At 65.7% G+C, this 23,710-nt stretch carries 17 protein-coding genes; 12 read left to right on the top strand and 5 right to left on the bottom strand.

Annotated features, from left to right (window positions below):
• Nucleotides 1–38: 38 nt before the first annotated feature.
• Nucleotides 39–827, bottom strand: a complete 789-nt coding sequence (gene nagB, locus Q2T94_RS14660) for a glucosamine-6-phosphate deaminase (RefSeq protein ID WP_436836847.1) — start codon at nt 825–827, stop codon at nt 39–41.
• A 73-nt stretch (nt 828–900) separates the two neighbouring features.
• On the opposite strand from nagB, the gene Q2T94_RS14655 reads away from it, so the two are divergent.
• The gene (locus Q2T94_RS14655) at nt 901–1,635 is read left to right on the top strand and encodes a GntR family transcriptional regulator (protein WP_302265253.1); all 735 of its coding nucleotides are present in this window, start codon (nt 901–903) and stop codon (nt 1,633–1,635) included.
• 105 nt (nt 1,636–1,740) lie between these two features.
• On the opposite strand, the gene Q2T94_RS14650 is transcribed toward Q2T94_RS14655, so the two are convergent.
• Nucleotides 1,741–3,411 (bottom strand): DUF6119 family protein, encoded by a 1,671-nt coding sequence (locus tag Q2T94_RS14650; protein WP_302265250.1) that lies wholly within the window; start codon nt 3,409–3,411, stop codon nt 1,741–1,743.
• Between the two features lie 158 nt (nt 3,412–3,569).
• A complete protein-coding gene (locus Q2T94_RS14645; protein ID WP_302265248.1) occupies nt 3,570–4,304 on the bottom strand; it encodes a FadR/GntR family transcriptional regulator in 735 nt (244 codons plus the stop codon).
• Between the two features lie 154 nt (nt 4,305–4,458).
• Between Q2T94_RS14645 and Q2T94_RS14640 the strand changes: the two genes are divergently transcribed.
• The 9 genes from Q2T94_RS14640 (at nt 4,459) to Q2T94_RS14600 (ending at nt 14,590) form a co-directional block, all read left to right on the top strand.
• Nucleotides 4,459–6,078: an ABC transporter substrate-binding protein gene (locus tag Q2T94_RS14640; protein ID WP_302265246.1), complete on the top strand. Its 1,620-nt coding sequence runs from the start codon at nt 4,459–4,461 to the stop codon at nt 6,076–6,078.
• 108 nt (nt 6,079–6,186) lie between these two features.
• Nucleotides 6,187–7,140 carry an ABC transporter permease gene (locus Q2T94_RS14635; protein ID WP_264270869.1) on the top strand — a complete coding sequence of 318 codons (954 nt, stop codon included), beginning with the start codon at nt 6,187–6,189 and terminating at the stop codon, nt 7,138–7,140.
• 2 nt (nt 7,141–7,142) lie between these two features.
• The gene (locus Q2T94_RS14630; protein WP_302266432.1) at nt 7,143–9,185 is read left to right on the top strand and encodes a dipeptide/oligopeptide/nickel ABC transporter permease/ATP-binding protein; all 2,043 of its coding nucleotides are present in this window, start codon (nt 7,143–7,145) and stop codon (nt 9,183–9,185) included.
• On the top strand, nt 9,182–10,048 hold the full coding sequence (locus Q2T94_RS14625; protein ID WP_302265244.1) for an ABC transporter ATP-binding protein: 867 nt from the start codon (nt 9,182–9,184) through the stop codon (nt 10,046–10,048). The genes Q2T94_RS14630 and Q2T94_RS14625 overlap by 4 nt, the downstream gene beginning before the upstream one ends.
• Complete coding sequence (locus Q2T94_RS14620; RefSeq protein WP_302265241.1) at nt 10,045–10,971, top strand: dihydrodipicolinate synthase family protein; 927 nt, start codon at nt 10,045–10,047, stop codon at nt 10,969–10,971. Before Q2T94_RS14625 ends, Q2T94_RS14620 begins: the two co-directional genes overlap by 4 nt.
• A 4-nt stretch (nt 10,972–10,975) precedes the next feature.
• Nucleotides 10,976–11,977, top strand: coding sequence for an ROK family protein (locus tag Q2T94_RS14615; protein WP_302265238.1), 1,002 nt, complete (start codon nt 10,976–10,978; stop codon nt 11,975–11,977).
• Nucleotides 11,971–12,654, top strand: a complete 684-nt coding sequence (locus Q2T94_RS14610) for an N-acetylmannosamine-6-phosphate 2-epimerase (protein WP_436836846.1) — start codon at nt 11,971–11,973, stop codon at nt 12,652–12,654. Before Q2T94_RS14615 ends, Q2T94_RS14610 begins: the two co-directional genes overlap by 7 nt.
• Nucleotides 12,651–14,270: a sialidase family protein gene (locus tag Q2T94_RS14605; protein ID WP_302265234.1), complete on the top strand. Its 1,620-nt coding sequence runs from the start codon at nt 12,651–12,653 to the stop codon at nt 14,268–14,270. Before Q2T94_RS14610 ends, Q2T94_RS14605 begins: the two co-directional genes overlap by 4 nt.
• A 110-nt stretch (nt 14,271–14,380) precedes the next feature.
• Nucleotides 14,381–14,590 (top strand): helix-turn-helix domain-containing protein, encoded by a 210-nt coding sequence (locus Q2T94_RS14600; RefSeq protein ID WP_302265231.1) that lies wholly within the window; start codon nt 14,381–14,383, stop codon nt 14,588–14,590.
• Nucleotides 14,591–14,629: 39 nt separating this feature from the next.
• Here Q2T94_RS14600 and Q2T94_RS14595 read toward each other — a convergent pair whose 3' ends face one another.
• Nucleotides 14,630–15,871: an acetate/propionate family kinase gene (locus Q2T94_RS14595; protein WP_302265228.1), complete on the bottom strand. Its 1,242-nt coding sequence runs from the start codon at nt 15,869–15,871 to the stop codon at nt 14,630–14,632.
• Between the two features lie 604 nt (nt 15,872–16,475).
• Here Q2T94_RS14595 and Q2T94_RS14590 point away from each other — a divergent pair.
• Complete coding sequence (locus tag Q2T94_RS14590) at nt 16,476–16,679, top strand: cold-shock protein (protein ID WP_264270861.1); 204 nt, start codon at nt 16,476–16,478, stop codon at nt 16,677–16,679.
• A 311-nt stretch (nt 16,680–16,990) separates the two neighbouring features.
• A complete protein-coding gene (locus tag Q2T94_RS14585; RefSeq protein ID WP_302265222.1) occupies nt 16,991–17,218 on the top strand; it encodes a hypothetical protein in 228 nt (75 codons plus the stop codon).
• Between the two features lie 280 nt (nt 17,219–17,498).
• Here Q2T94_RS14585 and Q2T94_RS14580 read toward each other — a convergent pair whose 3' ends face one another.
• Nucleotides 17,499–23,069, bottom strand: coding sequence for a peroxidase family protein (locus tag Q2T94_RS14580; protein WP_302265220.1), 5,571 nt, complete (start codon nt 23,067–23,069; stop codon nt 17,499–17,501).
• Between the last annotated feature and the right edge of the window lie 641 nt (nt 23,070–23,710).

Below are 23,710 nucleotides of genomic sequence, written 5' to 3'. Positions count from 1 at the left end.
GTGATGCGTGCCACAGATGTCAAGCGTCGGAGAGTGGATCAGTCGAGGTCGAAGGCACCTTCGGGCGCGTTGTCGCGGGCAAAATCGTAGTACTCGCGGTCCCGCAGCAACGAGGCTGCGGCCTCGTCCACCACCACGGTCGCCCGCTCATGGAGCTGCAGCGCGCTCGCCGGACAGAAGGCCCCGAGCGGGCCCTCCGCCATGGCAGCCACGGCGGCCGCCTTGGATTCTCCGGTGGCCACCAGCAACACGGAGTGCGCACGCAGGATGGTGCCAATGCCTTGGGTCAGGCAATGCACCGGAACAGCCTCGGCCTCTCCCCCGAAGAACCGCGCGTTGTCGCGCCGGGTCCGCGGGGCCAGCGTCTTCACGCGGGTTCTGCTGCCCAGCGAGGAGCCGGGTTCATTGAAGCCGATATGCCCGTTGGCACCGATACCCAGCAGCTGTACGTCAATCCCACCGGCAGCCTCGATGGCCGCTTCATAGTCCGCGCAGGCTGCCCGCAGGTCTGCGGCCGCGCCGTTCGGCACGTGGACCCGGACGGGATCCAACCCCAAGGGGACGGTCACGGTCCGGTGGATGACCGAGTGGTAGGCCTCGGGATGCGCAGCGTCCAGTCCCACATATTCATCCAGCGCAAAGGCACTGGCGCGGGAAAGATCCAGTCCGCCGTGCACCAGGGCTGCAAGTTCGGCATAGGTGGCCAGCGGGCTGGAGCCTGTAGCCACGCCGAGCACGGGGTCGGGTTTCCCGGCAAGGGTGTCGGCGATGAGGCGGGCGGCGTGGCGGCCCACGGCCGCGGGGTCTGAGAGCACGATGATTTCCACCTTGCCCAGAGTACCCATGAATCAATGATTTGTCCGTACCAATATCAAAATGGTTCGATCTATACTCGGGAATATGGAGACTTCACTCGAATTGGTTCGGACCGGATCGCCGAAATACGTGGTTTTGGCCAAGGTCCTGGCCGAGCAGATCCGCACGGATCTTGCCATCGGCGAGCCGTTGCCGACCGAACGGGAGCTGCAGGTGAGCTACCGCGTCAGCCGCGACACCGTGCGGCGGGCCATCGCCAGGCTGGCGGCGGCGGGGCTTGTCTACAACGTGCAGGGGTCGGGAACCTATGTCGCGGATCCCTCGCAGATCCGCAAGGGCACGCGACTGACCGGCTTCAGCCAGGACATGGCCGAGCGCGGATTCAAGGCATCCTCCCGCACCCTGGACTGCCGGATCGAGCCGTGCCCGGCCGAGACCGCCAGGGCGCTCGGCGTGGAGGAGGGTTCCGAGGTGCTGCTGCTGCGCAGGCTGCGGTTGGCCGACGGTGCACCCATGGCGCTGGAAACCGCGCGGCTGTTGCCCGGCCTGTTCGGCGAGGCACTTCCCGATCCGGAGGGTTCGCTGGATGCACAGCTGGCCGAACACGGCCAGCGCATCGTGCGGGCCGGCCAGAGCATCACGGCAACCAACCTCTCGGTCACCGAAGCGCACCTCCTTGACCAGCCCGTGGGTGCCGCGGCCCTGCGGGTGGACCGCGTGGGCTTCACCGACCAAGGCCGGGCCATCGAGGCCACCGAGACCTTGTACCGCGGGGACCGCTATGGCTACGAAACCACCGTGGAGCGGGGTCCCGCCTGACTCCTCAAGCAGTGCCAACAACGAACGTTCTCCGCCAGCGACTAAGAGGCCACGCTAATAGCGCATTCAAGGTGCATGCTTACCACCTTCGCCGATCAGTACGCATCACCCGGTCTTTTGCCTCGGCTGTCGTTTTTTGACCTTTGGTTGATCCCGTGGCGTTTTATCAGAAATAAAGCCAAACGATGCGGGGGCACCCATCAGCTCTAGATCTTCGAGGGCACGTTTGAGGCTGATCCTAGAGAACAGCGGCAGATTATCTGACTTGTTCGTCGGATTTTTGCGACTAATAATTCCGTACTCAACCAAAAAATCTCGATTCTCTACAGGCTTTGCGTCTTCGTTGCTACCGCCATTTTCTTGGATCAGTTTCACCAGACGTTCCCGCGCGGGCTCGCTCGAACGCAAAAGTTGCACAGCATTCGCACCTTGATTGAACAGATGACTCAAGTCACCAGAACTGGTGCCGATCTTAATATGGCTTAGCACGGCTCGACCATCCCTGACGGAGTAAATATCGCACGGTTCGAGAGCCGTCTGTCCCTTTGGACTCATGTTTGTTTTGTCCAGGCAAATAGCTCTGGCTGCGGAATCGGCAGCTATCTGGTTATAGGCCGCTTCTGGTTTTTTCGAACAATCCGGTAACCACAGATCCTCATAGCGCGCATCCAGATGGTTCCTGAGGTCCGCAATAAAGTCGTCTTCGACTTGATACCAGCTTGCCTCGCTCAGATAGTAGGTGCCTGCCGAACTAGCGAGCTTGGTATCAAAAACAAGCGACTTGTAAATCGAATACTTATCGCGAGTTGCCCCGTCATCATTGGCAAGCCTCAATTCATGATGCTTGAGGTCAACCACATTGAGCGTTTCGACTTCTAATCCATTGCTGCTGACGTATTTGTAATAGTCGCTAATATCCACATCCGGATGCAGCAAGCTCGCGCCGAGGCCACCAAATCGCACCCAGAAGTTGTCTTGATAATCAACAATCGCGGGGACCGCGAGAGCAACATGGTCATCGCGTATTCGAATGGCTTGGATCAGCGCGACGTCAAGTCTGGTGATTTCGTCGGGATCCCGTACCGGAGTGATGTTTCGGATCCCAGGGAAAGCAGATTTGTAGGTTTCCATCTTATAAATATCTAGAATTTGACCACACAGGGCTTCGAGCTCATCAACGCTCGCGCTGGAACTGATCCTCAGGTTGCTGGCTCCCGTGGCAAATTTGAAAAGGTGTTCATACTCCGTCCGAATATTCCCAGTTAGCGTCCTGAGGATCGAGTTGTCACCGTCGAAATCGAAGTAGGTCAGATCTGAACGTGATGCAAGCTGGGTTCTCTGCCGCCTCGCTGAACCAGGCTCAAGAACATCGGTATTTCTAATCAACGTCGGATCAACACAATTTAGCGTCACCAGGAGTCCGAAATCGTACTCGTAGCTCTCATCCTTGAGGCTAAAGTGAGCCGGCCCCAAAGAAATGGCGAAGTTACGTCCTTCCGCAGAGAGGAATACAAGGGCGCCTTTTACGCTCTGACTAAGGTCTTGACTTAGGCCGAAATAGTCCCGCCACCACGGTTGACGCTGCTGCGGATCGAAGAGATACATCTTCCAGCCGACAGGGAGTCCCGAACTTTTACCGACCGGTGTCAATGAATGATCATCTTTCAACGCACTTGATGCATTAAATCCCTTTTTCAGAAGATACACAGAAAAAGATCGACTTTTAGTCACAGCGGATTCCCCCAAAAAAATAGCTGCATTGATTTTCGACGACATCTTCTATCATATGTATCTAATGTTAGATTTGCATACCGGACAAATATTTACGTCCCGTCACCGCACCACACCCTTAGACCAATGGCTGTCTGCCGCCAATATCTCACTTGAGCAATTTGGTGCTGTTTACCCTCAAGGTCGCTTTCCCGAGGGACTGCTCATTCGCCGCCGACGGTAGTGTGGATCAGTCCGCGGATCCCGTCAAAGTGACCTGCCATGAGTTCCCCCGCTTTCGCCTTGTCGCCCGCCGCCACTGCCTCGTAGATTTCCCGGTGGTTGCGGGCGGTCTCGACGAGCAGGTCGTCGGTCGGGTCCATTTGCTCGTGCAGCTTGGAATAGGCGGACCAGAAGACCCCCAGCAGGTTGGTGAGCATCCCGTTTTCCAGCGGCTCAAAGAGCCCGCGGTGGAAACGCTTGTCCGCCTCGCTCAGTGGCAGGCCGGCCTCGGCTCTGGCCTCCATGTCCTCCACCGCGGCGCGCACGACCTCCAGCGCGGGCGCCGTCATCGCGTCAATGGCGGCGCCGATCAGCCCGGACTCGAGGGCTTGGCGGACCTCGACAAGTTCCATTGCCTCGTGTCCGCCGTTGCGCAGCGAGAGCCGCGAGTGGAACTCGAGGGTAGCGGCGAGCGCGCCGAGCTGCTTGGTGGCCACGAACATTCCGTAGCCGTGGCGCACATCCACGATGCCCAGGGCTTGGAGCACTTTGAGAGATTCGCGCACGGTGTTGCGTCCCACGCCAAGCACCTCGACGAGCTCATGCTCGGTGGGCAGCGGATCGCCCGGAACGAGCCCGCGTTCAAGGATCAATTCCATGATTTCCTGCTGCAGGGCCTGCAACCGGTTAGCCGCGTTGGCCCGTGCCTGCCGGCCGCTTGGCTGTGCTGCGCTCATCGGGGATTCCCTTTCATCTGCCGCGTGGTGCCTGCCGGTCCCGCCGGGTGCGGGGCCATGGTTGACGTTCAATGTGACTTCGCATACATTGTACTTCAGGCATAGGACATCCTACATCCGATCTCCACTCACATTCCACTCGAGGTGACCCACCATGAAGCAACACAACGAAGTAATGAACATGGCCAGCTCCCGCCGCAATTTCCTCAAGATCGCCGGGGCCATGGGCGTTGCCGGCGCCTTTGCCGCGACTCTCTCGGCCTGCGGACCCAGCGGTGCCACCGGCACCGCGACCACCGGGGCGGCAGGTGCCGCAGGGACCAAGCCGATCGAGGCAGGCATGTCCTACGCCCTGTCCACCGGGTTCGATCCGATGACCTCTTCGGGCGCCACCCCGATGGCAGCAAACCTGCACATCTTCGAGGGCCTGACCGAGCTGCACCCCTCCACCCGCGAACGCTACCTGGCCCTGGCCGCCGCCGAACCCGTCAAGGTCGGCGAACTGGGCTACGAGATCAAGCTCCGCTCCGGCGCCACCTTCCACAACGGTGACCCGGTCACCGTCGAGGACGTCGTCTACTCCTTCGACCGCGTGCTGGATGCCAAGAACGCCTCGCTCTTCGCCCAGTTCATTCCCTTCATTGACAAGGTCTCCGCCAAGGGCGAGGACACCGTCTCCTTCACCCTGAAGTACCCCTTCCCGCTCTTCGCCGAGCGCATTTCCATCGTGAAGATCGTCCCCAAGAAGCTGGCCTCCGCCGACCAGGCCGGCTTCGACGCCGCCCCGGTGGGCACCGGACCCTACAAGCTCATCTCCGCGGTCAAGGACGACAAGATCGTCTTCGAGAAGTTCGAGGCCTACAACGGCCCCATGGCCGCCAAGGCCCCGGGCATGACCTGGTTCCTGCTCTCGGATGCAGCCGCCCGCGTCACCGCCGTGGAGTCCGGCCGCGTCCAGGCCATCGAGGACGTCCCCTACCTGGACATCGAGCGGCTCAAGGCCAATGCAACCGTCGAGTCCGTGCAGTCCTTCGGCCTGCTCTTCTTGATGTTCAACTGCGCAGAAAAGCCCTTCGACAACAAGCTGGTCCGCCAGGCCCTGCACTACGGACTGGACACCCAGACCGTGATCGACCGCGCCCTGCTGGGCAACGCGACCGCCGCCAGCTCCTTCGTGCAGGAGAACCACCCGGGCTATCACCGCGCCGCCACCGTCTACACCTACGACCCGGACAAGGCAGCTTCCCTGCTCAAGGAGGCAGGGGTCACCGAGCTTTCCTTCGAGCTGCTGACCACCGACACCTCCTGGGTCAAGGACGCCGCCCCGGTGATCATCGAATCCTGGAACAAGCTTCCCGGGGTCAAGGTCACGCTCAAGTCCATGCAGTCCGGTGCCTTGTATCCGGACCACGTCGACTCGGGCACCTTCCGCGTCGTCGCCGCTCCGGGCGATCCCTCGGTCTTCGGCAACGACCTGGACCTGCTGCTTTCCTGGTGGTTCCGCGGCACCGTGTGGCCGCAGGACCGCTTCCGCTGGCACGAATCCAAGGAATACGCCACGGTGCAGAAGCAGCTGGATGACGCGGTCCGTGCCGCCGACCCGGTCGCAGCCCAGAAGGTCTGGAACCAGGTCATTGACCTGATCGCCGAGCAGGCACCGCTCTACCCGATCCTGCACCGCATGCTCCCGACCGCCTGGAACCCGGACACGCTCACCGGCTTCCGCCCGCTGCCGACCACCGGACTTTCCTTCGTGGACGTCGCGCACGCCTAAAAATACTTGGCGCGCCGCCCTCCCCCTCCCCCATGGCGGGCGGGCGGCGCGCCATTTCTTTCCCAAGCTTTCTTTTTTCCACCCCCCATACCGAGGAGCACCATAGACGTGGGCAATATCCTCCGCCTGCTGGGCCGACGCCTGGCGGCACTGCCACTGATGATCCTGGGCGTCACGCTGCTGGTCTTCCTGGTCCTGCAGTTCTCCCCCGGCGACCAGGCCACCACCGCGCTCGGCGAGGGCGCCAGCGAAGAAGCCAAGGCCGCCTACCGCGCCGAACGCGGTCTGGACCAGCCAGTCATCGCCCAATACATCGCCTTCCTGGGCCGCCTGCTGGTGCTCGACTTCGGCAAGACCACCCCGCCGGCCCAGCCGATCTCCGACATCATTGCCGGCGCCTTCCCGCTGACCCTGCAGCTGACCTTCTTCGGCGTCGCCATCGCCGTGGTGCTCTCCCTGCTCCTGGGCGTCACCGCCGCGCTCTACCGCGACCGCTGGCCGGACCAGGGCATCCGCGTGCTCTCCATCGCCGCGGTGGCGACTCCCTCCTTCTGGCTCGGCATCCTGCTGATCCAGTGGCTGGCCCTGGGCACCGGGACCTTCCCCTCCGGCGGCTTCGTCCCCTTCAGCCAGGACCCCGCCGGCTACTTCCGCTCCCTGGCCCTGCCCGCCCTGGCCCTGGCCATCCCGGTCTGCGCCTCGCTGATCCGCGTGGTGCGCACCTCCATGGTGGAAGAAATGGACAAGGACTACGTCCGCACCGCCATCGGCAACGGCGTCCCGCGCCCCGAGGTCATCCGCCGCAACGTTCTGCGCAACGCATTGATCACCCCGGTCACCGTGCTGGGCCTGCGCATCGGCTACCTGCTGGGAGGTGCGGTGGTCATCGAAATGATCTTCTCGCTTCCCGGCATGGGCCAGCTCATCCTCAACGGCATCACCAACAACGATGTCTCCCTGGTCCAGGGCGTCACCCTGACCATCGCCATCACCTTCGTCCTGGTCAACATCGCCGTGGACCTGCTTTACCTGCTCATCAACCCCCGGATTAGGACGGTATGACCATGCGGTACGGACTCGCTGACCGCCTCAGCCGCCCCGGCCTGGCCTTCAAGGCCCTTCCCCTCGGATCCAAGGCCGCCCTGCTCTTCCTGGCAATCGTTGCCCTCGCCGCGCTCTTCGCCCCCTGGCTTGCCCCGCACGACCCGCTGGCCACCGGCATCCCCGCCCAGGCACCCAGTACCACCAACCCCTTTGGCACCGACCGGCTGGGCCGCGACATCTACTCGCGCCTGCTCTACGGCGCCCGCTCCTCGCTGCTCATCGGCCTGGGCGCCGTGGCGCTGGCCATCGCCATCGGTGCGGTGCTCGGCGCGATCGCAGCGACCGCCTCCAAGTGGGTCAGCGAATCGGTCATGCGCATCATGGATGTCATCATGGCCTTCCCCGGCATCGCGCTGGCCGCCGTGCTGCTGGCCACCCTGGGCAACTCCGTCCCGGTGATCATCGTGGCCATTGCCGTCATCTACATCCCGCAGCTGGCCCGCGTGGTCCGCGCCAACGTCATGGCCCAGTGGGGCGAGGACTACGTCCGCGCCGAACAGGTGCTCGGTGCCTCCCGCCTGCACATCCTGGTGCGGCACGTGGTGCGCAACACCGCGGCCCCGGTGCTGGTCTTCGCCACCGTGATGGTGGCGGATGCCATCATCTTCGAGGCTTCCCTCTCCTTCCTGGGCGCCGGCGTCCAGGACCCCGCCCCCAGCTGGGGCAACGTCATCTCCTATGGCCGCACCCTGGTGCTCAACGGCGCCTGGTGGGCCACCACCTACGCCGGCCTGCTGATCCTGCTCACCGTGCTGTGCCTGAATGTGCTGGCCGAGGGCCTCACCGACGCCATGGTGAACCCGCGGCTGCGCAAGCCGGCGAAGATCACCGAGAAGGACAACACCGCCGCCGCGGTGCTGCGCGCCGAGTCCGGCCACGAGGTTGACGCTGCTCACCTGTCCTCCTCCCCTGATGCGGCGACCCCGCCGCTGCTCGCAGCCCAGCTCGAGGCCCTGCGCTCCACAGAACTGGGTCGCTCCGACAGGCTGCACCCGGACACCGCCGCCCGCCCGATCCTCGAGGTGCGCGACCTTTCCATCCGCTTCCCCGACCGCTACGGCGACACAGCCATCGTTGACCGGGTCTCCTTCACCGTCAACGAGGGCGAGACCATGGGATTGGTCGGCGAGTCCGGCTGCGGCAAGTCGATCACCTCCCTGGCAATCATGGGACTGCTGGCACCCAACGCCTCGGTCACCGGATCGATCAAGTTCGAGGGCCGCGAACTTGTGGGCCCGGACAACCGCGAGACCACCCGCGAAAAGCTCTTCAAGGGCCTGCGCGGGGAACAGATCGCGATGGTCTACCAAGACGCCCTGTCCTCGCTGAACCCCTCGATGCTGATCCGCGAGCAAATGGAACAGCTGACCCGGCGCAACGGGCGGATGAGCCCGGAGGAATTGCTCAAGCTGGTCAAGCTGGATCCGCGCAGGACCCTGCGCTCCTACCCGCACGAGCTCTCTGGCGGGCAGCGCCAGCGCGTGCTCATTGCCATGGCGCTCTCCCGCTCCCCCAAGCTGGTGGTCGCGGACGAGCCGACCACCGCACTGGATGTCACGGTGCAGGCACAGGTCGTTGACCTGCTCAACGAGCTGCGCGAACAACTTGGCTTCGCCATGGTGTTCGTCAGCCACGACCTGGCGCTGGTGGCCTCCCTGGCGCACCGCACCACCGTCATGTACGCCGGGCAGGTCGTCGAATCCGGTGCCACCGGGCAGCTGCTGGCGGACCCGAGGCACGAATACACGCGCGGGCTGCTCGGCGCGGTGCTCTCCATCGAATCCGGGGCCGAGCGCCTGCACCAGATCCCCGGATCGGTGCCCAGTCCCCGCGACTTCGCTGCCGGGGACAGGTTCGCCGCCCGCTCGCTGGACCCCGCGGCCGATCCGCACCGCGCGTTGGAGCTGGTGCAGGTCGGTTCCGCCGACCACTACTGGGCCACCACCGCCGCCGATCCTGCGGCCACCGCGTCCGCCACTTCCTCCGAAGGAGCCAACGCATGAGCACCACCGCCCCGGCCGGCGCCCGCGGCGCCGGCGTGTCAGCCGCCCCGGTTTTGGAACTGCGGGACGTGCACGTCCACCACCGCGCCCGCGGCGGCAAGCTCTTCCATCCCACCATCGTGCGAGCGGTCAACGGCGTCGACTTCAGCATCGCCCGCGGGGAAACCGTGGGCATCGTCGGGGAATCGGGGTGCGGGAAATCCACCCTCGCCTCGGTGCTGGTGGGCCTGCGCGAACCGACCAGCGGCTCGGTGCTCTTCCACGACGCACCCTTCTCCCGCCGCGGGGGCGCCCGCAAGGAATTCGGCAAGGCGGTCTCGATCATCTTCCAGGATCCGGCCACCGCGCTGAACCCGCGGATGACGGTGCACGACATCCTCACCGACCCGCTGCTGGTGCACGGCATCGGCACCCGGGCCTCCCGCTCGGCCAAGGTCTATGAGCTGCTGGAACTGGTGGGCCTTCCGGCCTCCGCCGCAGAGGTCTCCCCCGCGCAGATCTCCGGCGGGCAGCGCCAGCGCGTGGCCATCGCCCGGGCTCTGGCCCTGGACCCGGAACTGGTGATCGCGGACGAGCCGACTTCCGCGCTGGATGTCTCGGTCCGCGCGCAGGTGCTGAACCTGCTCACCGACCTGAAGGCCAAGCTCAACCTGGGACTGGTCTTCATCTCCCACGACATCTCCACCGTCCGCTACGTCGCTGACCGCATCTGCGTGATGAACGCCGGAAGAATCGTGGAGCAGGGCTCCGCCGCCCAGGTCTTCGACAACCCCACCAACGACTACACCCGAACCCTGCTGGGAGCCGCCCCGAGCCTGCTCGCGGCCCCGGCAACCACCCAAACTCCCCTGGAGGAACTATGAGCACCACCCCCGCATTCACCGGCGTCATCCCGCCCGTCGTCACACCGCGCACCACCGAGGGCGCACTGGATTTGCCGGGACTGGAGGCTGTGGTCGAGCACCTGGTGGGCGGCGGCATGCACGGCCTGTTCCCGCTGGGTTCCTCCGGGGAAACCCCGTACCTCACCAACGCCGAGCGCACCCAGGTGCTGGCGACGGTTCGTTCGGCCACCGCCGGGCGCGTGCCGCTGCTGGTGGGCGCCAACGAACAGACCACCGCCCGGGTGATCGAGGAGGCCAGGAAGGTTGCCGCCGGCGGCGCCGACGCCGTGGTCATCACCACCCCGTACTACGCGATCTTTGACGCAGCGGAGGTCAAGCGGCACTTCCGCGCCGTGGCCGCGGCGGTGGACCTCCCGGTCTTCGCCTACGACATCCCGGTGCGCACCCACTTCAAGCTGGCGCCCGAACTGCTGGCCGAACTCGCCCACGAGGGCACCCTGGCGGGGGTCAAGGACTCCTCCGGCAACGACATCGCCTTCCGCCAGCTGCGCCTGCTCACCCGCGAGCTGCCCGGTTTCGCCATGTTCTCCGGGCACGAGGTCATCTGCGATGCCGCGATGCTCTCGGGCGCCGACGGCCTGGTCCCGGGCCTGGCCAACGTGGACCCCGCCGGCTACCGCAGGCTCTACGACGCCGCGGTGTCCGGGAACTGGGAAACCGCCGTCAAGGAACAGGACCGCCTGGCCGAGCTCTTCCGCATCGTCGAGGTCCCCGATGCCTCCCGCGTCTCCCCCGGCGCCGGCGGCCTGGGCGCCTTCAAGACCGCCCTGGTGCAGCTCGGCGTCATCGGCGCCAACACCATGAGCCAGCCCATGGAATCGCTGAACGCCGCCGAGGCAGCGCGCATCGGTGAGATCCTGTCCACCGCCGGGCTGCTCTAGGTCCATGGCAGCGCTTCCCCCGCCGGTCCCTCCCACCGCCGTCGGCATCGACCTGGGCGGCACCAAGATCGCCGCCGCCCTGGTGGGCGCCGACGGCATCAACTCCTCCCGGGCCTCGCTGCCCACCCCCGCGGCGGCAGGGCCCGAGGCCGTGCTGGATGCCATCGCGGAGCTTGCCGCTCCGCTCCTGGCTGCGGCGGCCGCCGCCGGTGCCCCGGCCCTCGGGGTCGGCATCGGGGCGGCGGGGGTCATCGACCCTGCCACCGCCCGGGTGCTCTCGGCCACCGACCACCTCCCCGGCTGGGCGGGGACCGACCTGCGCGCCGGGCTTTCTGCCCGGCTGGAGATCCACCCCTCTGCAGTGCACGCGGTCAACGACGTGCATGCCCACGCCCTCGGCGAAGGCTGGCTGGGGGCGGCCGCGGGGGCCTCCTCGGTGTTGCTGGCCGCCTTCGGCACCGGCATCGGAGGCTCGCTGCTGCTGGATGGGGTTCCGCTCTTTGGCGCCCGGCAGGTCGGCGGGCACCTGGGGCATGTGCCCAGCGTCGAGGCCACCGGGCTGCGCTGCCCCTGCGGGGGTACCGGACACCTGGAGGCCATCGCCTCCGGCCCTTCGCTGCACGCGCTCTACCTGCGCAGCGGCGGAGACCCGGAAGTGCCCGACGCGCGTGCGGTGTTCGACCGCGCCGCGGCCGGGCATCTGCTTGCCTTGGCCGCCATCGACACCGCGGCCACCGCCGCCGGGCGCGCCCTGGGCGGGCTGGCCAACGCGCTGGACCCCGCAGCGGTCATCGTCTCCGGCGGCCTGGCCGACGCGGGGGATTCCTGGTGGGCGCCGCTGCGCGCCGCCTTCGCCGCCGAACTCATCGGACCGCTGGCCTCCCTCATCCCGCAACCCGCCGCCCTGGGTGCAGACGCCGCGCTGGCCGGGGCCGCCTCCCTGCTGCTGGCCCCCGCCGCTTCCACCCACCTTCCCGCTTCCAAGGAGCCAACCCCGTGCTGTTGACAGCTTCCGATCTTGCCGCGCTGAAGTGCGCGCTGATCGTTTCCGCCCAGGCCTACCCAGGCGAACCCATGCGCGATCCGCGCACCATGGCCCAGGTTGCCGCCTCCGCGGTGATCGGCGGGGCCAAGGCGGTGCGAGTGCAGGGTCTGGCGGATATTTCCGCCACCCGCTCGGCGGTACAGGTCCCTGTCATCGGCCTGTTCAAGGACGGGCACGAAGGCGTGTTCATCACCCCCACGCTGCACCACGCACTGGCAGTTGCCGCAGCCGGCGCCCACGTGGTGGCCCTGGACGGCACGCGGCGGCCGCGGCCCGACGGGCTCACCCTGACCGAAACCATTGCCGGGATCCGCGCGGGATCCGGTGCAACGGTGATGGCCGACTGCGGCTCGCTGGAAGACGCGATCGCGGCGGCAGCCGCCGGGGCGGACTTGATCGGCACCACGCTGGCGGGCTACACCGGGGAGCGTCCCAAGACCCAGGGCCCGGACCTGGAATTGCTGGAGGCCATCGTTGCGGCGGACCTGGGTGTGTCGGTCATCGCCGAGGGCAGGATCCGCACCCCGGCCCAGGCCCGCGCGGCGCTGGATGCCGGCGCGCACGCGGTGGTGGTCGGCACCGCCATCACCCACCCGGCGACCCTGACCGGCTGGTTCCTCGACGCCCTGGAATCATGAGCACCGAATCGCCCAGCCCCGAACCCCCGAACATCTTCCCTGCGAGCGCCGGCCCCCTGGCCACCGGCCAAACCGTCCTGGCGACCCGCGGCGCCGGCGGCTACCGGCAATACCGCATCCCCGCCCTGGCCCTCACCACGGCAGGGACCCTGCTGGCGGTCTACGACGGGCGGCCCACGCTCGATGACCTGCCCTCCCCGGCGGACCTGGTGCTGCGCCGCAGCACCGATGGCGGTGAAACCTGGGAACCCCAGCGCATCCTGCGCACCGGCACCGGGCTCAACGGCTTCGGGGACGCCTCCCTGCTGGTGGACCCCGACACCGGCACCATCTTCTGCTTCCATGCCTCGACCACCCAATGGGGCTTCTTCGAATCCCTGGAAGGCACCACGCAGACCCAGCACGTTGACCTCTCCGTCTCCACCGACGACGGCCACAGCTGGACGCACCGCCGGATCACCGGCCAGTTGAAACGGCCCGGGATCCGCGGCATCTTCGCCGCCTCGGGCGCCGGCACCCGGATCGGGCACGGACCCTTCGCCGGCCGGCTGCTCCAGCCCTGCGTGGTGCTGCTGACTGACGGCGGGCGGATCGCCGCCGCGGTCGCCCACAGCGATGACCACGGGCACAGTTGGAGCCTGGGAGATGCGCTGGAACCGGCAGCGGACGGCACCCACACCAACGAATCCTCGCTCGCCGCCCTGCCCGACGGAACCGTGCTGCTGCATTCGCGCGCCACGCCGCACCGGCTGTCGGCCCGCTCGGTGGACGGCGGCACCACCTTCACCCGCCCCGTCCCGGTCCCGGAACTGCCGGATCCATCCGACAACGGCTCGCTGCTGGCCCTGGCCGGCGGCGGGCTGGTGGCGACCCACAACGCGCACCGGCACCTGCGCCGCAACACCGTGCTGCGGCACAGTCCCGATGCCGGAACCAGCTGGGCCGGAACCGTGGTGCTCTGCCCCGGCGCCTCGGCCTACTCCACCGCCGCGCAACTGCCCGACGGCTCCATCGGCGTGCTGTACGAACGCGGCGCCTACGAGGACATCGTCTTCGCCCGCATCCCGCTCGCAGCGCTCACCGCACCTGCCGCCCTCAACCCGATCGCCACCAGCCCGATGCACGTAGATCCCGTGCACGGGCCCCGCCCGCTGCCCGGCCACCCGGAACTCCTGGTCGAAGTCGTGCCCCGCTCGATCACCCCCGCTGCCCCGCAGCACTTCAGGTTCACCGAACCCCATCTGGTCCTTGGACAGGCGGATGCCGGCTACGGGGCTGCGGGCAAGGAGGTCGGCCAGGCCGCCGCGCAGCTGGTGGCTTCCCGCGCCGACCTGCTGGCCAACTACGGCCCGCCCGTCCCGGGCATCCACCCCGGGGACACGCTCACCTACTCGGCCGCCGTCACCAACCACGGATCAATTCCGGTGACGGTGTATCCGCACGGAGACGTGGACGCAGAGCCACAAGCCATCGCCCCGGGTTCCACCGCCGTGTGGCTTCACCTGAACCACCTCGCCACTGCGGCCGGCGCACTGCCGCGCATCGACTGGGCTGTCGAATCCGGGCCGGAGGTGCCAGGGAGTCCTCTTCGCCGGGCGGGTGTGCATAATCCTTGAAGGGCCGCCGTACCCGCGCCTACCATGGGAACCCATGAGGTCCCCGGAACGGGGATCCTGCGAACCAGTCGTTCAACCGGGGGATGACGGCACATTGATTGAGGGATGAAATGGTTGAGCCACAAGACCCCTGGGACACCGACTACCTGAGGGTGGCCGAGGCCGCCGCAGCGATGGACGTGCCGAGGATGACCGTGTACGACCTGGTGCAGGAGGGCAAGCTGCCTGCGGTGAGTTTCGGCAAGTCCTACCGGATTCCCGCCCGGGCCGTTCGGGAGTACCTGTCCGCAGACCGGCACGCGGCGGTGCCGCTCACCTGAGCGTGCCAACCTCGCCGGGAACAGCGGGTACGGCACTGGTTACCGGCCGTGGCGCCGAAGCGGGGTCGCGAGGACGCCAGGGCCGGCCGGCACGTAAGCCGGGCGCTGCGCCATCCGCCCGGACGCGGTCCGGCTCAGGAGTGCGGCCGTGGCCTCGGCGATGGCCCGTTCCTCGTCGGTGGGCACCACCAGCACCGGGAACACGGAGCCGGCGGTGCTGATGCACCGCGGCTCCCGCGCCGGGGCCCGGTTCGCCGCCTCGTCAAGTGCCAAGCCCAGGGCCGCCAGCTTACCGACAACCAGTGACCGGAAACCGGCCGCGCTTTCCCCGATGCTTCCGGTGAAGACCAGGGCCTTGGCACCGCCGACGGCCACATGGTAGCCGCCCGCGTATTTTGCCAGCCGGTAAGCGGCCATTTCCAGGGCGAGGGCGGCCTCTTTCCCCCCGTTCGCTGCCACTTTCTCCATGAAAGCCAGGTCGTCAAGGCCGCAGAGGGCCTGGAACCCGCAGTGCCGATCCAGCATTTCCTCCGCACCCTCGGGATCGAGCCCTTTTCGTTGGAGGTACAGCAGGACCGAGGGATCGATGTCCCCGCACCTGGTGCCCCCGATCAAACCGTCCGCCGGCGAGTACCCCATGGACGTGTCGATGCTGCGGCCCCCCTTGATGGCTGTCACGGATGAGCCATCGCCCAGGTGCGCAATGATGCCGTCGAACTGTCCGACGCCCAGCCCCAGGAAATGCGATGCGGCGCGAGTGACCTGGCCGACCGAGATCCCGTGGAATCCGTAGCGCCGGATCCCGTGCCGGCTGTAGTATCCCCCGGGGATGGCATAGCGCCAGGCGGTCTCGGGCATCGTCTGGTGGAAGGCGGTGTCAAAGACAGCCACCTGAGGGATTCCGGGCCACAAGGCGCCGGCGACCCGGATCCCCTGAAGTCCATCGGGGTTGTGCCGCGGGGCCAACCGCGTCAGGTCCTCCAGCGCGGCGATCGTTTCCTCGGTCAGTGCCACGGGCTCGGTGAATTTCTCTCCGCCGTGGACCACGCGGTGTCCGATGGCATCGATCGTCCTTTCGCCCAGGACCTCGTGCACTTGGTTCTTGATGTGCGCCAGGGCCTGGATTCCATCCCCGCTCCCGGAGAAGTCCGGTCGCCCGCCACTCTTGGGGACCTCGCCCGAGGCGAGCAGAACCGATGAGTCCTGGGCATCCGCGTGTTCACAGTGGCGCAGTTGGTAGCGGATCGACTCCGGGCCGCACATCAATGCCAGGATGAGCATGGTCCCACCCCTGACCGCTGCCTTGTGGGGGAAAACCGTCGGTCCATGACGCGGCCGTGGTTTCCGGGGGCACGGATGGCGGGTGGAGCCGTCCGATGAACAGGGATCTCGGATGTTGTGCGGCAAGGCCGGGTCCTGGTGCCCGGGACGGTGGGTGAACAGGCCATGCTGGATCTCCGAGGTACCCATCGGGGACATCGCCGCCCCGAGGTTAAGGCCGGACCCTGCTTGCCGTCCATCTCCAGTCTATGAACCCCTCCCCGCATGAGGGAAGGGATGAAACCACCGGATCCCCACCCGGCCCCGCGGGGTGGTCGGGGGCCGGAAAGACTGCCGCGAATGCCGCGATTGCGCTGAACCCTGGGGGCGCCGCCGCCGGGTTGTCACGCCATGTCCGTCCGCGGGTGCACGTCTCGAGGGTCCCGGAGGCCGACGCTCGGACACCTGGAAGCCGGTACAAACACGAGATCCCGTCATCCGGCATTGGTTGCAGGTCCAATACATTGTCTTGGCCGAAGCGCGGCCGTAGCATTGCGACAGGGAAGATCCCTGTCAACGTCGGCTTCTGGCCGGTGGAGATGCGACACAACAAGAGGATGCAACAATGGCAACAGGCGTAGTCAAGTGGTTCAATTCCGAAAAGGGCTTTGGTTTCATCGCTCCCGATGATGGATCCGATGATGTGTTCGCCCATTATTCGGCGATCGCCAGCAGCGGCTACCGCTCCCTGGAAGAGAACCAGAAGGTCCAGTTTGATATTGTCCGTGGAGACAAGGGTCCGCAGGCGGAGAACATCCAGCCCTTGTAATCCCGGATCAAGAACATTCCTCCTTTGCCACGTGCGTTAGCGGGGTCAGTGCCTCCGAAGCGACGGGGCGTTGCGTTTGCAACCGGCCGTCAAGTCTAGGTCGAGTGTACGAGGAGCCTGGTGCCATCGAACACCCGGGGAACCCTGCCCGAAGGATCAACCTTCGGGCAGGGTTCTTTCTCTTGAGTGGGGCAAGCACTTGCGGCGGCCACAGACCGTTCGTGCCATCCGGCCCAGCGGATCCGCGTCCGCCCCTTGAGCCGATACCCTTCGTGTTCTACGGTGGAATCCCACCGAGCAGGAGGTACGTCATGGGTGAAGTCATTGAACCACTGGACGCCGGGGACGCCGAGGCCGTCGCCGCCGGGATGATCGCTCCCGACGAGGCCAGGCCCGTGGATGAACCCGACACCGAGCCCGGCCTGGATAGTGAGCGACCCGTGCTGCTGGAGGAGCGGAGGGACAGCGAAGCCAACCCGACAGCTGGATCCGGCGACGGCCTGGACGTTGAGTACACCGCTGATCCCGCGGATCAATAGGCGCCTGCGGCACCCCTCCCCCGTCATTTCCCCGGGGCGCTGCCCCATCTCCGGCTACTGCTGAGGTGGCCAAGCGGCATTCGCAATGCGGTGGGCAAGTTTTTTCCGGACTCCTCACTCATCCGTGCCAGGTTCGCCCTGCGAATCCCCCACCGCGCACCGTTAACGCGGGTTTCTGCCCGGCCGGCGGAGGGTAAATTGCCGCGGACGTCGAAAAGAGAGGCAGTCAACTGAAAGTTGACTGCCTCTCTTTTGCCTTGTCGCTGCTAGCGGATGTTCACTAGAGGCGGGCGTTCCACTTCTGCGTTCCGGTCAGCTTGTAGTAGCTGGAGGACACCTTGGTGGTGACGGAGACCGATCCGGTGTACCGGTGGGTACCGGCCGACTTCTTCACGCCGTTGACGTAGTAGACAACCCCTACCTTCGCCGGGATCTTCACCGTGTTCTTCGATGCACTGAACACCGGCTTGGTTGGCACCACGGCGTTGCGGTTGTCGAACTTCCACGACGTCGTTCCAGCCAGCTTGTAGTGGCTGGAGGACGCCTTGGTGGTGACGGTGCCCGTACCGGTATACCGGTGGGTACCTGCAGTCTTCCGCACACCGTTCACGTAGTAGAGGACGCCCGTCTTGGACGGGATCTTCACCGTGTTTCCCGATGCACTGAAGGACGTCTTCGTGGGAACCACCGCGTTGCGGTTGTCGAACTTCCACGAGGTGGTTCCGGTCAGGGCCTCGGCCCCGTTGGCAACCTTGGCAGTGACCGTGCCGGTGCCGCCGAAGGAGTACGTCCCGGCCTTCTTCACCGCGCCGTTGATGGAGTATGCCACGCCCGCCTTCGCGGGAATCGTGACAGTGTTCCTGCCTGCGTTGAAGGACGGCTTCGTCGGGGTCACCGTGTTCCGGTTGTTGAACTTCCACGACGTCGTTCCGGCCAGCTTGTACCAGCTGGAGGACGCCTTGGTGGTGACGGTTCCCGAACCGCTGTACTTGTGGGTACCTGCAGCCTTCCTCACACCGTTCACGTAGTAGAGGACGCCCGTCTTGGACGGGATCTTCACCGTGTTTCCCGGTGCGCTGAAGGCGGGCTTGGTGGGCACCACCGCGTTGCGGTTGTCGAACTTCCACGAGGTGGTTCCGGCCAGGGCCTCGGCCCCGCTGGCAACCTTGGCACTGACCGTGCCGGTGCCGCCGTGGGAGTAGGTCCCTGCCTTCTTCGCCGCGCCGTTGATGAAGTAGGCAACGCCCGCCTTGGCGGGAATCACCACGGTGTTCTTGCTGGCGTTGAAGGTGGGTGCCGTTGGCGTCACGGAGTTCTTGTTGTCGAACTTCCAAGAACTCGTCGCCCCTTCGGCCACCTTGTGCGAACTGTCAACGGCCTTGGCCGTCACGGTTCCCGACCCGGCGTTGACGTACGTACCCGCAGCCTTCGCTTCACCGTCGATGAAGTAGCCGACTCCGGTTGAAGCCGGAATCTTGACCTGGTTGGCCGTGGCACTGAAGGTCGGAGCAGCCGGGGTCACTTCGGTCCGCAAATCGAACTTCCAGCTGCGGGACTCGACGATGTAGTTCTCCGAGGCCGCCTCCGCCGTGACAGTCACCTGTGTGGTTGCCGGGTAGGTTCCGGCTTCCTTGAGGGCTCCGTCGATGGAGTAGGCAACTCCGGTGACCTTCGGGATGGTCACGGTCTTGTTGGACAGGTTGTGGTCCGGAGTCTGCGCCGTAACGGTTTCCTTCAGGGTGCTCAGGGTGCCTTCGGTGGGGGTGGAGATGAACTGTGAAGGTGCACCGTCAACCCCTGTCACGGTCGCCACGACCTGGACCGGGAATCCGGCCTCGGCCTCGGTGAAGGTGAACTTGCCCGTGGTGTTCGACTGCGTGGTGGTGGCGAACTGGGTGTTGTCCGGTGCCAAGCGCAGGACCTGGAGTTCGAAGGCCACCTCGCTGCCGCCGATGACCGGTCCCTGCACATTGGCCGTGAGCTGGCCGCCGACTGCCGGAACCGCGTTGGAGGACAGTGCCACCGAAAGCGCGACGCCCGGCTCGGGATCGGGATCGCCGAGGCCGTTGCTGATGTCAATGATGCCGTCGGCGAACTGCAGCTGCTCAATGTTGCGCAGCACATCCACGCTGGCGTCGTTTCCGGTGGTGGTCACCCTGACCATGTTCCCGGGCAGGGCTTCGAGCTGCGCCTCGGCGGCATTGATGCCGTACACGACGGTGTCGCTGCCGCCCGTGGCGATCTGGATCTTCCGTTCGATCGTCAGCTCCGACGGGTTGATGGCGCGATCGAAGATGCGCTCGATGAAGGGCTCGAGCGTATCGGAACGTTCATCGCCCAAGGCGATGTTCACGTCCAGCCAGGCATCGCCGTCGACGAAGTTCTCGCCCCGACGGGGCTCGATCAGGTCGCTGCCGCCGCCACCGAGGATGAGGTTGTTGTTCATGTCCTCGGCCTCGAAGGCCTGTCCGTCAAGGAAGGGCAGGGCGTAGACAGGCTGCTCGCCGCCGCCGAGCAGGTCGCGAAGGCCGGTGACGCGGTCCAGCTGCGCCTGGGTCAGCCGGTGGCCGTACCCGATCTTGTCCCTCTGGGGGTCTTCGAATGCATCGCGGTTGCGCACTCCGCGCACGACGTCATCCCCGTCGAATCCGGAGAACGCCTCGACCTCGTCGTAGCGATCGACGATGGAGCTTTCGACGCCCGGCACGATCTGGACGGGGTCAAGGTCGGCGTGAACCGGGTGGGTGGTCTTGTCATAGGTCACCCAGTCGAATCCGAGCATGCCGTGGAAGCGGTCGGTGCCGGGGCCGCCGACCATGACGTCGTCGCCGCCTTCGGCGTCGTGGTCGTTGTTGCCGGTCCGGCCCACCAGGACGTCATGTCCGCCGTGATACATCCCGGGGTCGTTTTGCGCGGTGCCGCTCAAGTCGCCGACCAGGAGGTCGGCGTTGGTTCCGCCGTCGATCCAGTCATCTCCCTCATCGCCGCGGACGTTGTCGCGGCCGGTGGAGCCAAGGATGAAATCGTTCCCGAGCCCGCCGAAGCTGGTGGAGAAGTCCTGGCCGCCGACGATGAAGTCCTGCCCGGAACCGCCGAAGAGCAGGTCGCCGAGGCCCGGTCCGCCGTTGAGTGCGTCGTTGCCGGCTTCGCCCTGGAGGCGGTCGTCGCCGAAGATGTCGGTCAGGACATCGTCGCCGTCACCGCCCATGAGCGAGTCTGCGCCGTCGTCGCCTTCGATGGTGTCGTTGCCGCCCTTTCCCCAGACCGAATCGTCGCCGATGCCGGTTCGGATGGTGCTGCTTTGGTCGGCACCCTCGGCATCCTTGGCGTCCTGGACGACGATGTGTTCGTCTCCGGTGAACCGCCAGCCCTCGGCCTGCGAACCGGTGAGACCCGCGGTGTTGAGATCTGCTTGGCGATTGGCGCCGTCGTCCAGGTTGAACGTCAGCTGCGGTGCCGCAAAGACATCGTGCGGGACGCGGTCCGCGGTAGTGTTGCGCTGCACGATCTGGGACAGCGAGTTCGCCTCCAGCGAGTGGAAGAGCGAGTTGCCCAGGTTGCGGGAGAGGTAGTAGAACCTGTCACCGTTCTGCAGGTCCTCAAGTTGCTTCTCAAAGACGTGGTTGAACGTGGCCCCGAGCATGCCGCCGAAGACGAACGGCTTCTCGGCCAGTCCACCCATCCACAGGTCAATGTCGTCCAGTCCGGCTTCGGACGCGGGCAGGTTCATGAATGCCGTGTCGCCCGCGAGCGTCGTACCGGCTGCACGCTTGGCTGCCAGGGTGGTGGCGTCGGTCAGGGAGGGGTGGTTGCCGTAGGCGGCGATGAAGTTGACGATTGATTCCGGGTTCTTCATCGAGAGCTTGAAGTTCTGCCAGCTGGAGTAGGGCTGCAGCTGCGGATCGCGCGTCTCGGCAAAGAACACCTTGCGCGCCGCCTGGAGGCCCGGAGTACCGGTTTCCCTCGCACGCGCCATGTTGATGGTGGCGAGATCGAGAGGGAGGCCAAGAAGCTTGTTGCGCAGGGTATCGGTGACGAACTCGTCGACGCCGTTGGCGGTCTGGTTGGCCAGGCCCTTGAGGATGTTGCCCGCGGCATCCGCGGAATCGGTTCCCGAAGCCGCAAACAAAGCGGGATTGAGGAAGGCCTCCAGGAGTTGCTTGTCGGCGAACGTGCCGTCGGCCTGCTCCACCGGGATGGACTCCCGCAGCATGGAGTGCCCGAACCGGTAGACGGAGTGGGCGTACTCGGCGCGGATCGAGGAGTTCACGTCCGGCTGGTACGAGTTCTCATTCAGCACGGTGGTGTCGATCTCCGGCTGGATCCGGCGGGCGAATTCCTCAAAGACCAGGTGCTGGTACTGCATCTCGGTCAGGAAGCGGGCGGCCTGGAACAGTCGCTCGCCCTTGTCCCAAAATCCGTTTGCGTTGAAGCGGTTCTGTAGGTCAGCCGGCATCGAAGCGAGTTCTTCCTGGATCTGTGCCTGCAGGCGGTTGTGCTCGGAGTGGAAGACGTGGTGCACGGCGGTCAGGCCGATGTTCTCGTTGCCGCGGCCATCGCCCGTGATGAAGTGCTTGCCCAGCGCCACATTGCTGTAGCCGGGGATCAGCGGGGAGTTCGGATCATTGGGAACCGACGGCTTTGGCTCGGCAGGCGTCGCACCATGGGCGATGTCGTCCAGGAACGATGCATTTGCCGTGAGCCCGTCCGTGACGATCGGCGAGCCGATGTTGCCTTCCTTGAACCCTTCGCTGGTGGCCAGCTGGGGCATGCCCGAGGCTCCTGGGATCAGGTGTCCGTAGGGGTCCGTGGCGAGCAGCGGCACGTCCAGGACGTCGAAGTCGTCCAGGATGATTCCGAGCTTATCGGCTGCCTGGGCCTGGACATCGTCCCATGTGGGAAGACCTCCGGCTGCCCCGTCGAGGATCTTCCCCGTGGGAACGGGCTTGCCCTCGACGAGCTCGTATTCGCGCATGAACGCCTGATGGGACGCGTGCGAGCCATAGGTCTGGTTCTGGTCCACGAACGGCGTGGTGCGGTTGACGTGTTCGCGCGCCGTGCCGTCATCACCGGTGTCGATGGTGGCGCGGGTCAGGGTCAGGAAGTTGGTGCGTCCGCCCGGGACATAGAGCGGGTCGTCCTCCTTCAGGGGCACCACAACGGTGCCGTTCCCGCCCTTGGATACCAGGTCCAGGCCGTGGTCGAAGAACTGGCCGAAGATCGTGAACAGGCTGGTGGCGGAGGCCGAAAGCCCCTCGTCGGTGGCGATATCGGGGATGAAGGTGTTGTTTGCGCCCTCCGGGCCTGCACCCTCGACCCGCTGGACGACTTCGCCGGCGGCCGGATTGCCGGTCGTCTGGTCGACGATCAGGTTGCTGATGGTGCGTGGTTCCGAATCGTAGACGAATCCCTCGGTCTGCTTGTAACTCGTGGCTGCTCCGGGTGCGTCGGTGTCGTTGCCCGGGGCGCGCGGCGGCGTGACCTCGGCGTCCTTGTACTCGGCCGGAACCAGGCGCGGGAACGTTTCCTGTGCCGTGCCGAATCCGTCTTGGCCCGGCATGAGGTTGTTCCACCGCCCGTCAACGGTCCGCAGGCCGTGCGGCAGCAGCGGGTTTCCCACGCAGGGTTGGTCCTTGGCGTCGAAGAAGGTCTGCGACGCGACGTCGAACCGCTTGTCGTTTCCGCACAGCGGTGATGAATCGGGATTTGTGAGCGTCCGCTCGGCGTGCGCCTCGGAAATCTCGACTTGCTTGATGATGTATTCCAGGTCGCCTTGCGTGACGTTGAAGTCCTGACCCGGCGGAGGTGCGGCGAATGCCGCCGGAATCGGTGCGAAGGCACCTCCGGCCACCAACGCAGCCCCAGCTGCGAGAGCCCCCCATTTTTTGCCCGATTGCGCGGACCTGTCCCCTTTTTTATTCACTTTAATGCACTCCCAAGGTGATGACGGCGCGACGGATTGACCGCCAACCGTGAAAAAACCGAGGAACGGGCACTCCCCCAAAAAGCTTTACGAGTGACCTGAACCCCCCAAGTACGGATAACTATGGCGGGAGAGCTCTCCAATGTAAATAGCGTGCGTTGACTCTTTTCCGGAGCTCCCGCGCGGTGCCCGCAAAACCACAAGCCCGGACGGGAATGACGCAGGTATCGGCGCGAACCTTCCCCTGATGACAATGAGGATCCTTGGATGTTCATGCACTATTCGGCAGCGGTTCGATCGCCCACATCGCTGCCGGTCCCCCTGGGGGGATGACTCGAAAATACCGAAGGGGAAACCCACGTTTCGCATCCTCATGGCCGGTCTGGAATTGGCAGGCCGCACCAGGGGAAAGCCACTGAAAAGGAACCACGACATTTCCTGCGCTCGACTCCTGACAGGCGAGGCGTGGCCTGACATACTGGGCCCATGGGGACTCGGGGGAAATCCAGGATAGGTGCAATCTTTTTGGGTGGCACAAGCATCATCTGCCTGCTTTCGGCATGCGCCTT

The organism is Paeniglutamicibacter sulfureus (assembly GCF_030512175.1).
Classification (GTDB): Bacteria; Actinomycetota; Actinomycetes; order Actinomycetales; family Micrococcaceae; genus Paeniglutamicibacter; species Paeniglutamicibacter sulfureus.
This window is presented reverse-complemented; position numbering and strand designations above follow the sequence as displayed.

Coding starts and splice junctions, on each gene's coding strand:
- Q2T94_RS14630 (WP_302266432.1), top strand. CDS start 7,143: ATGCGGTACGGACTCGCTGACCGCCTCAGCCGCCCCGGCCTGGCCTTC.
- Q2T94_RS14585 (WP_302265222.1), top strand. CDS start 16,991: ATGGGTGAAGTCATTGAACCACTGGACGCCGGGGACGCCGAGGCCGTC.
- Q2T94_RS14640 (WP_302265246.1), top strand. CDS start 4,459: ATGAAGCAACACAACGAAGTAATGAACATGGCCAGCTCCCGCCGCAAT.
- Q2T94_RS14620 (WP_302265241.1), top strand. CDS start 10,045: ATGAGCACCACCCCCGCATTCACCGGCGTCATCCCGCCCGTCGTCACA.
- Q2T94_RS14600 (WP_302265231.1), top strand. CDS start 14,381: ATGGTTGAGCCACAAGACCCCTGGGACACCGACTACCTGAGGGTGGCC.
- Q2T94_RS14605 (WP_302265234.1), top strand. CDS start 12,651: ATGAGCACCGAATCGCCCAGCCCCGAACCCCCGAACATCTTCCCTGCG.
- Q2T94_RS14655 (WP_302265253.1), top strand. CDS start 901: ATGGAGACTTCACTCGAATTGGTTCGGACCGGATCGCCGAAATACGTG.
- Q2T94_RS14595 (WP_302265228.1), bottom strand. CDS start 15,871: ATGCTCATCCTGGCATTGATGTGCGGCCCGGAGTCGATCCGCTACCAA.
- Q2T94_RS14650 (WP_302265250.1), bottom strand. CDS start 3,411: ATGTCGTCGAAAATCAATGCAGCTATTTTTTTGGGGGAATCCGCTGTG.
- Q2T94_RS14615 (WP_302265238.1), top strand. CDS start 10,976: ATGGCAGCGCTTCCCCCGCCGGTCCCTCCCACCGCCGTCGGCATCGAC.
- Q2T94_RS14590 (WP_264270861.1), top strand. CDS start 16,476: ATGGCAACAGGCGTAGTCAAGTGGTTCAATTCCGAAAAGGGCTTTGGT.
- Q2T94_RS14625 (WP_302265244.1), top strand. CDS start 9,182: ATGAGCACCACCGCCCCGGCCGGCGCCCGCGGCGCCGGCGTGTCAGCC.
- Q2T94_RS14645 (WP_302265248.1), bottom strand. CDS start 4,304: ATGAGCGCAGCACAGCCAAGCGGCCGGCAGGCACGGGCCAACGCGGCT.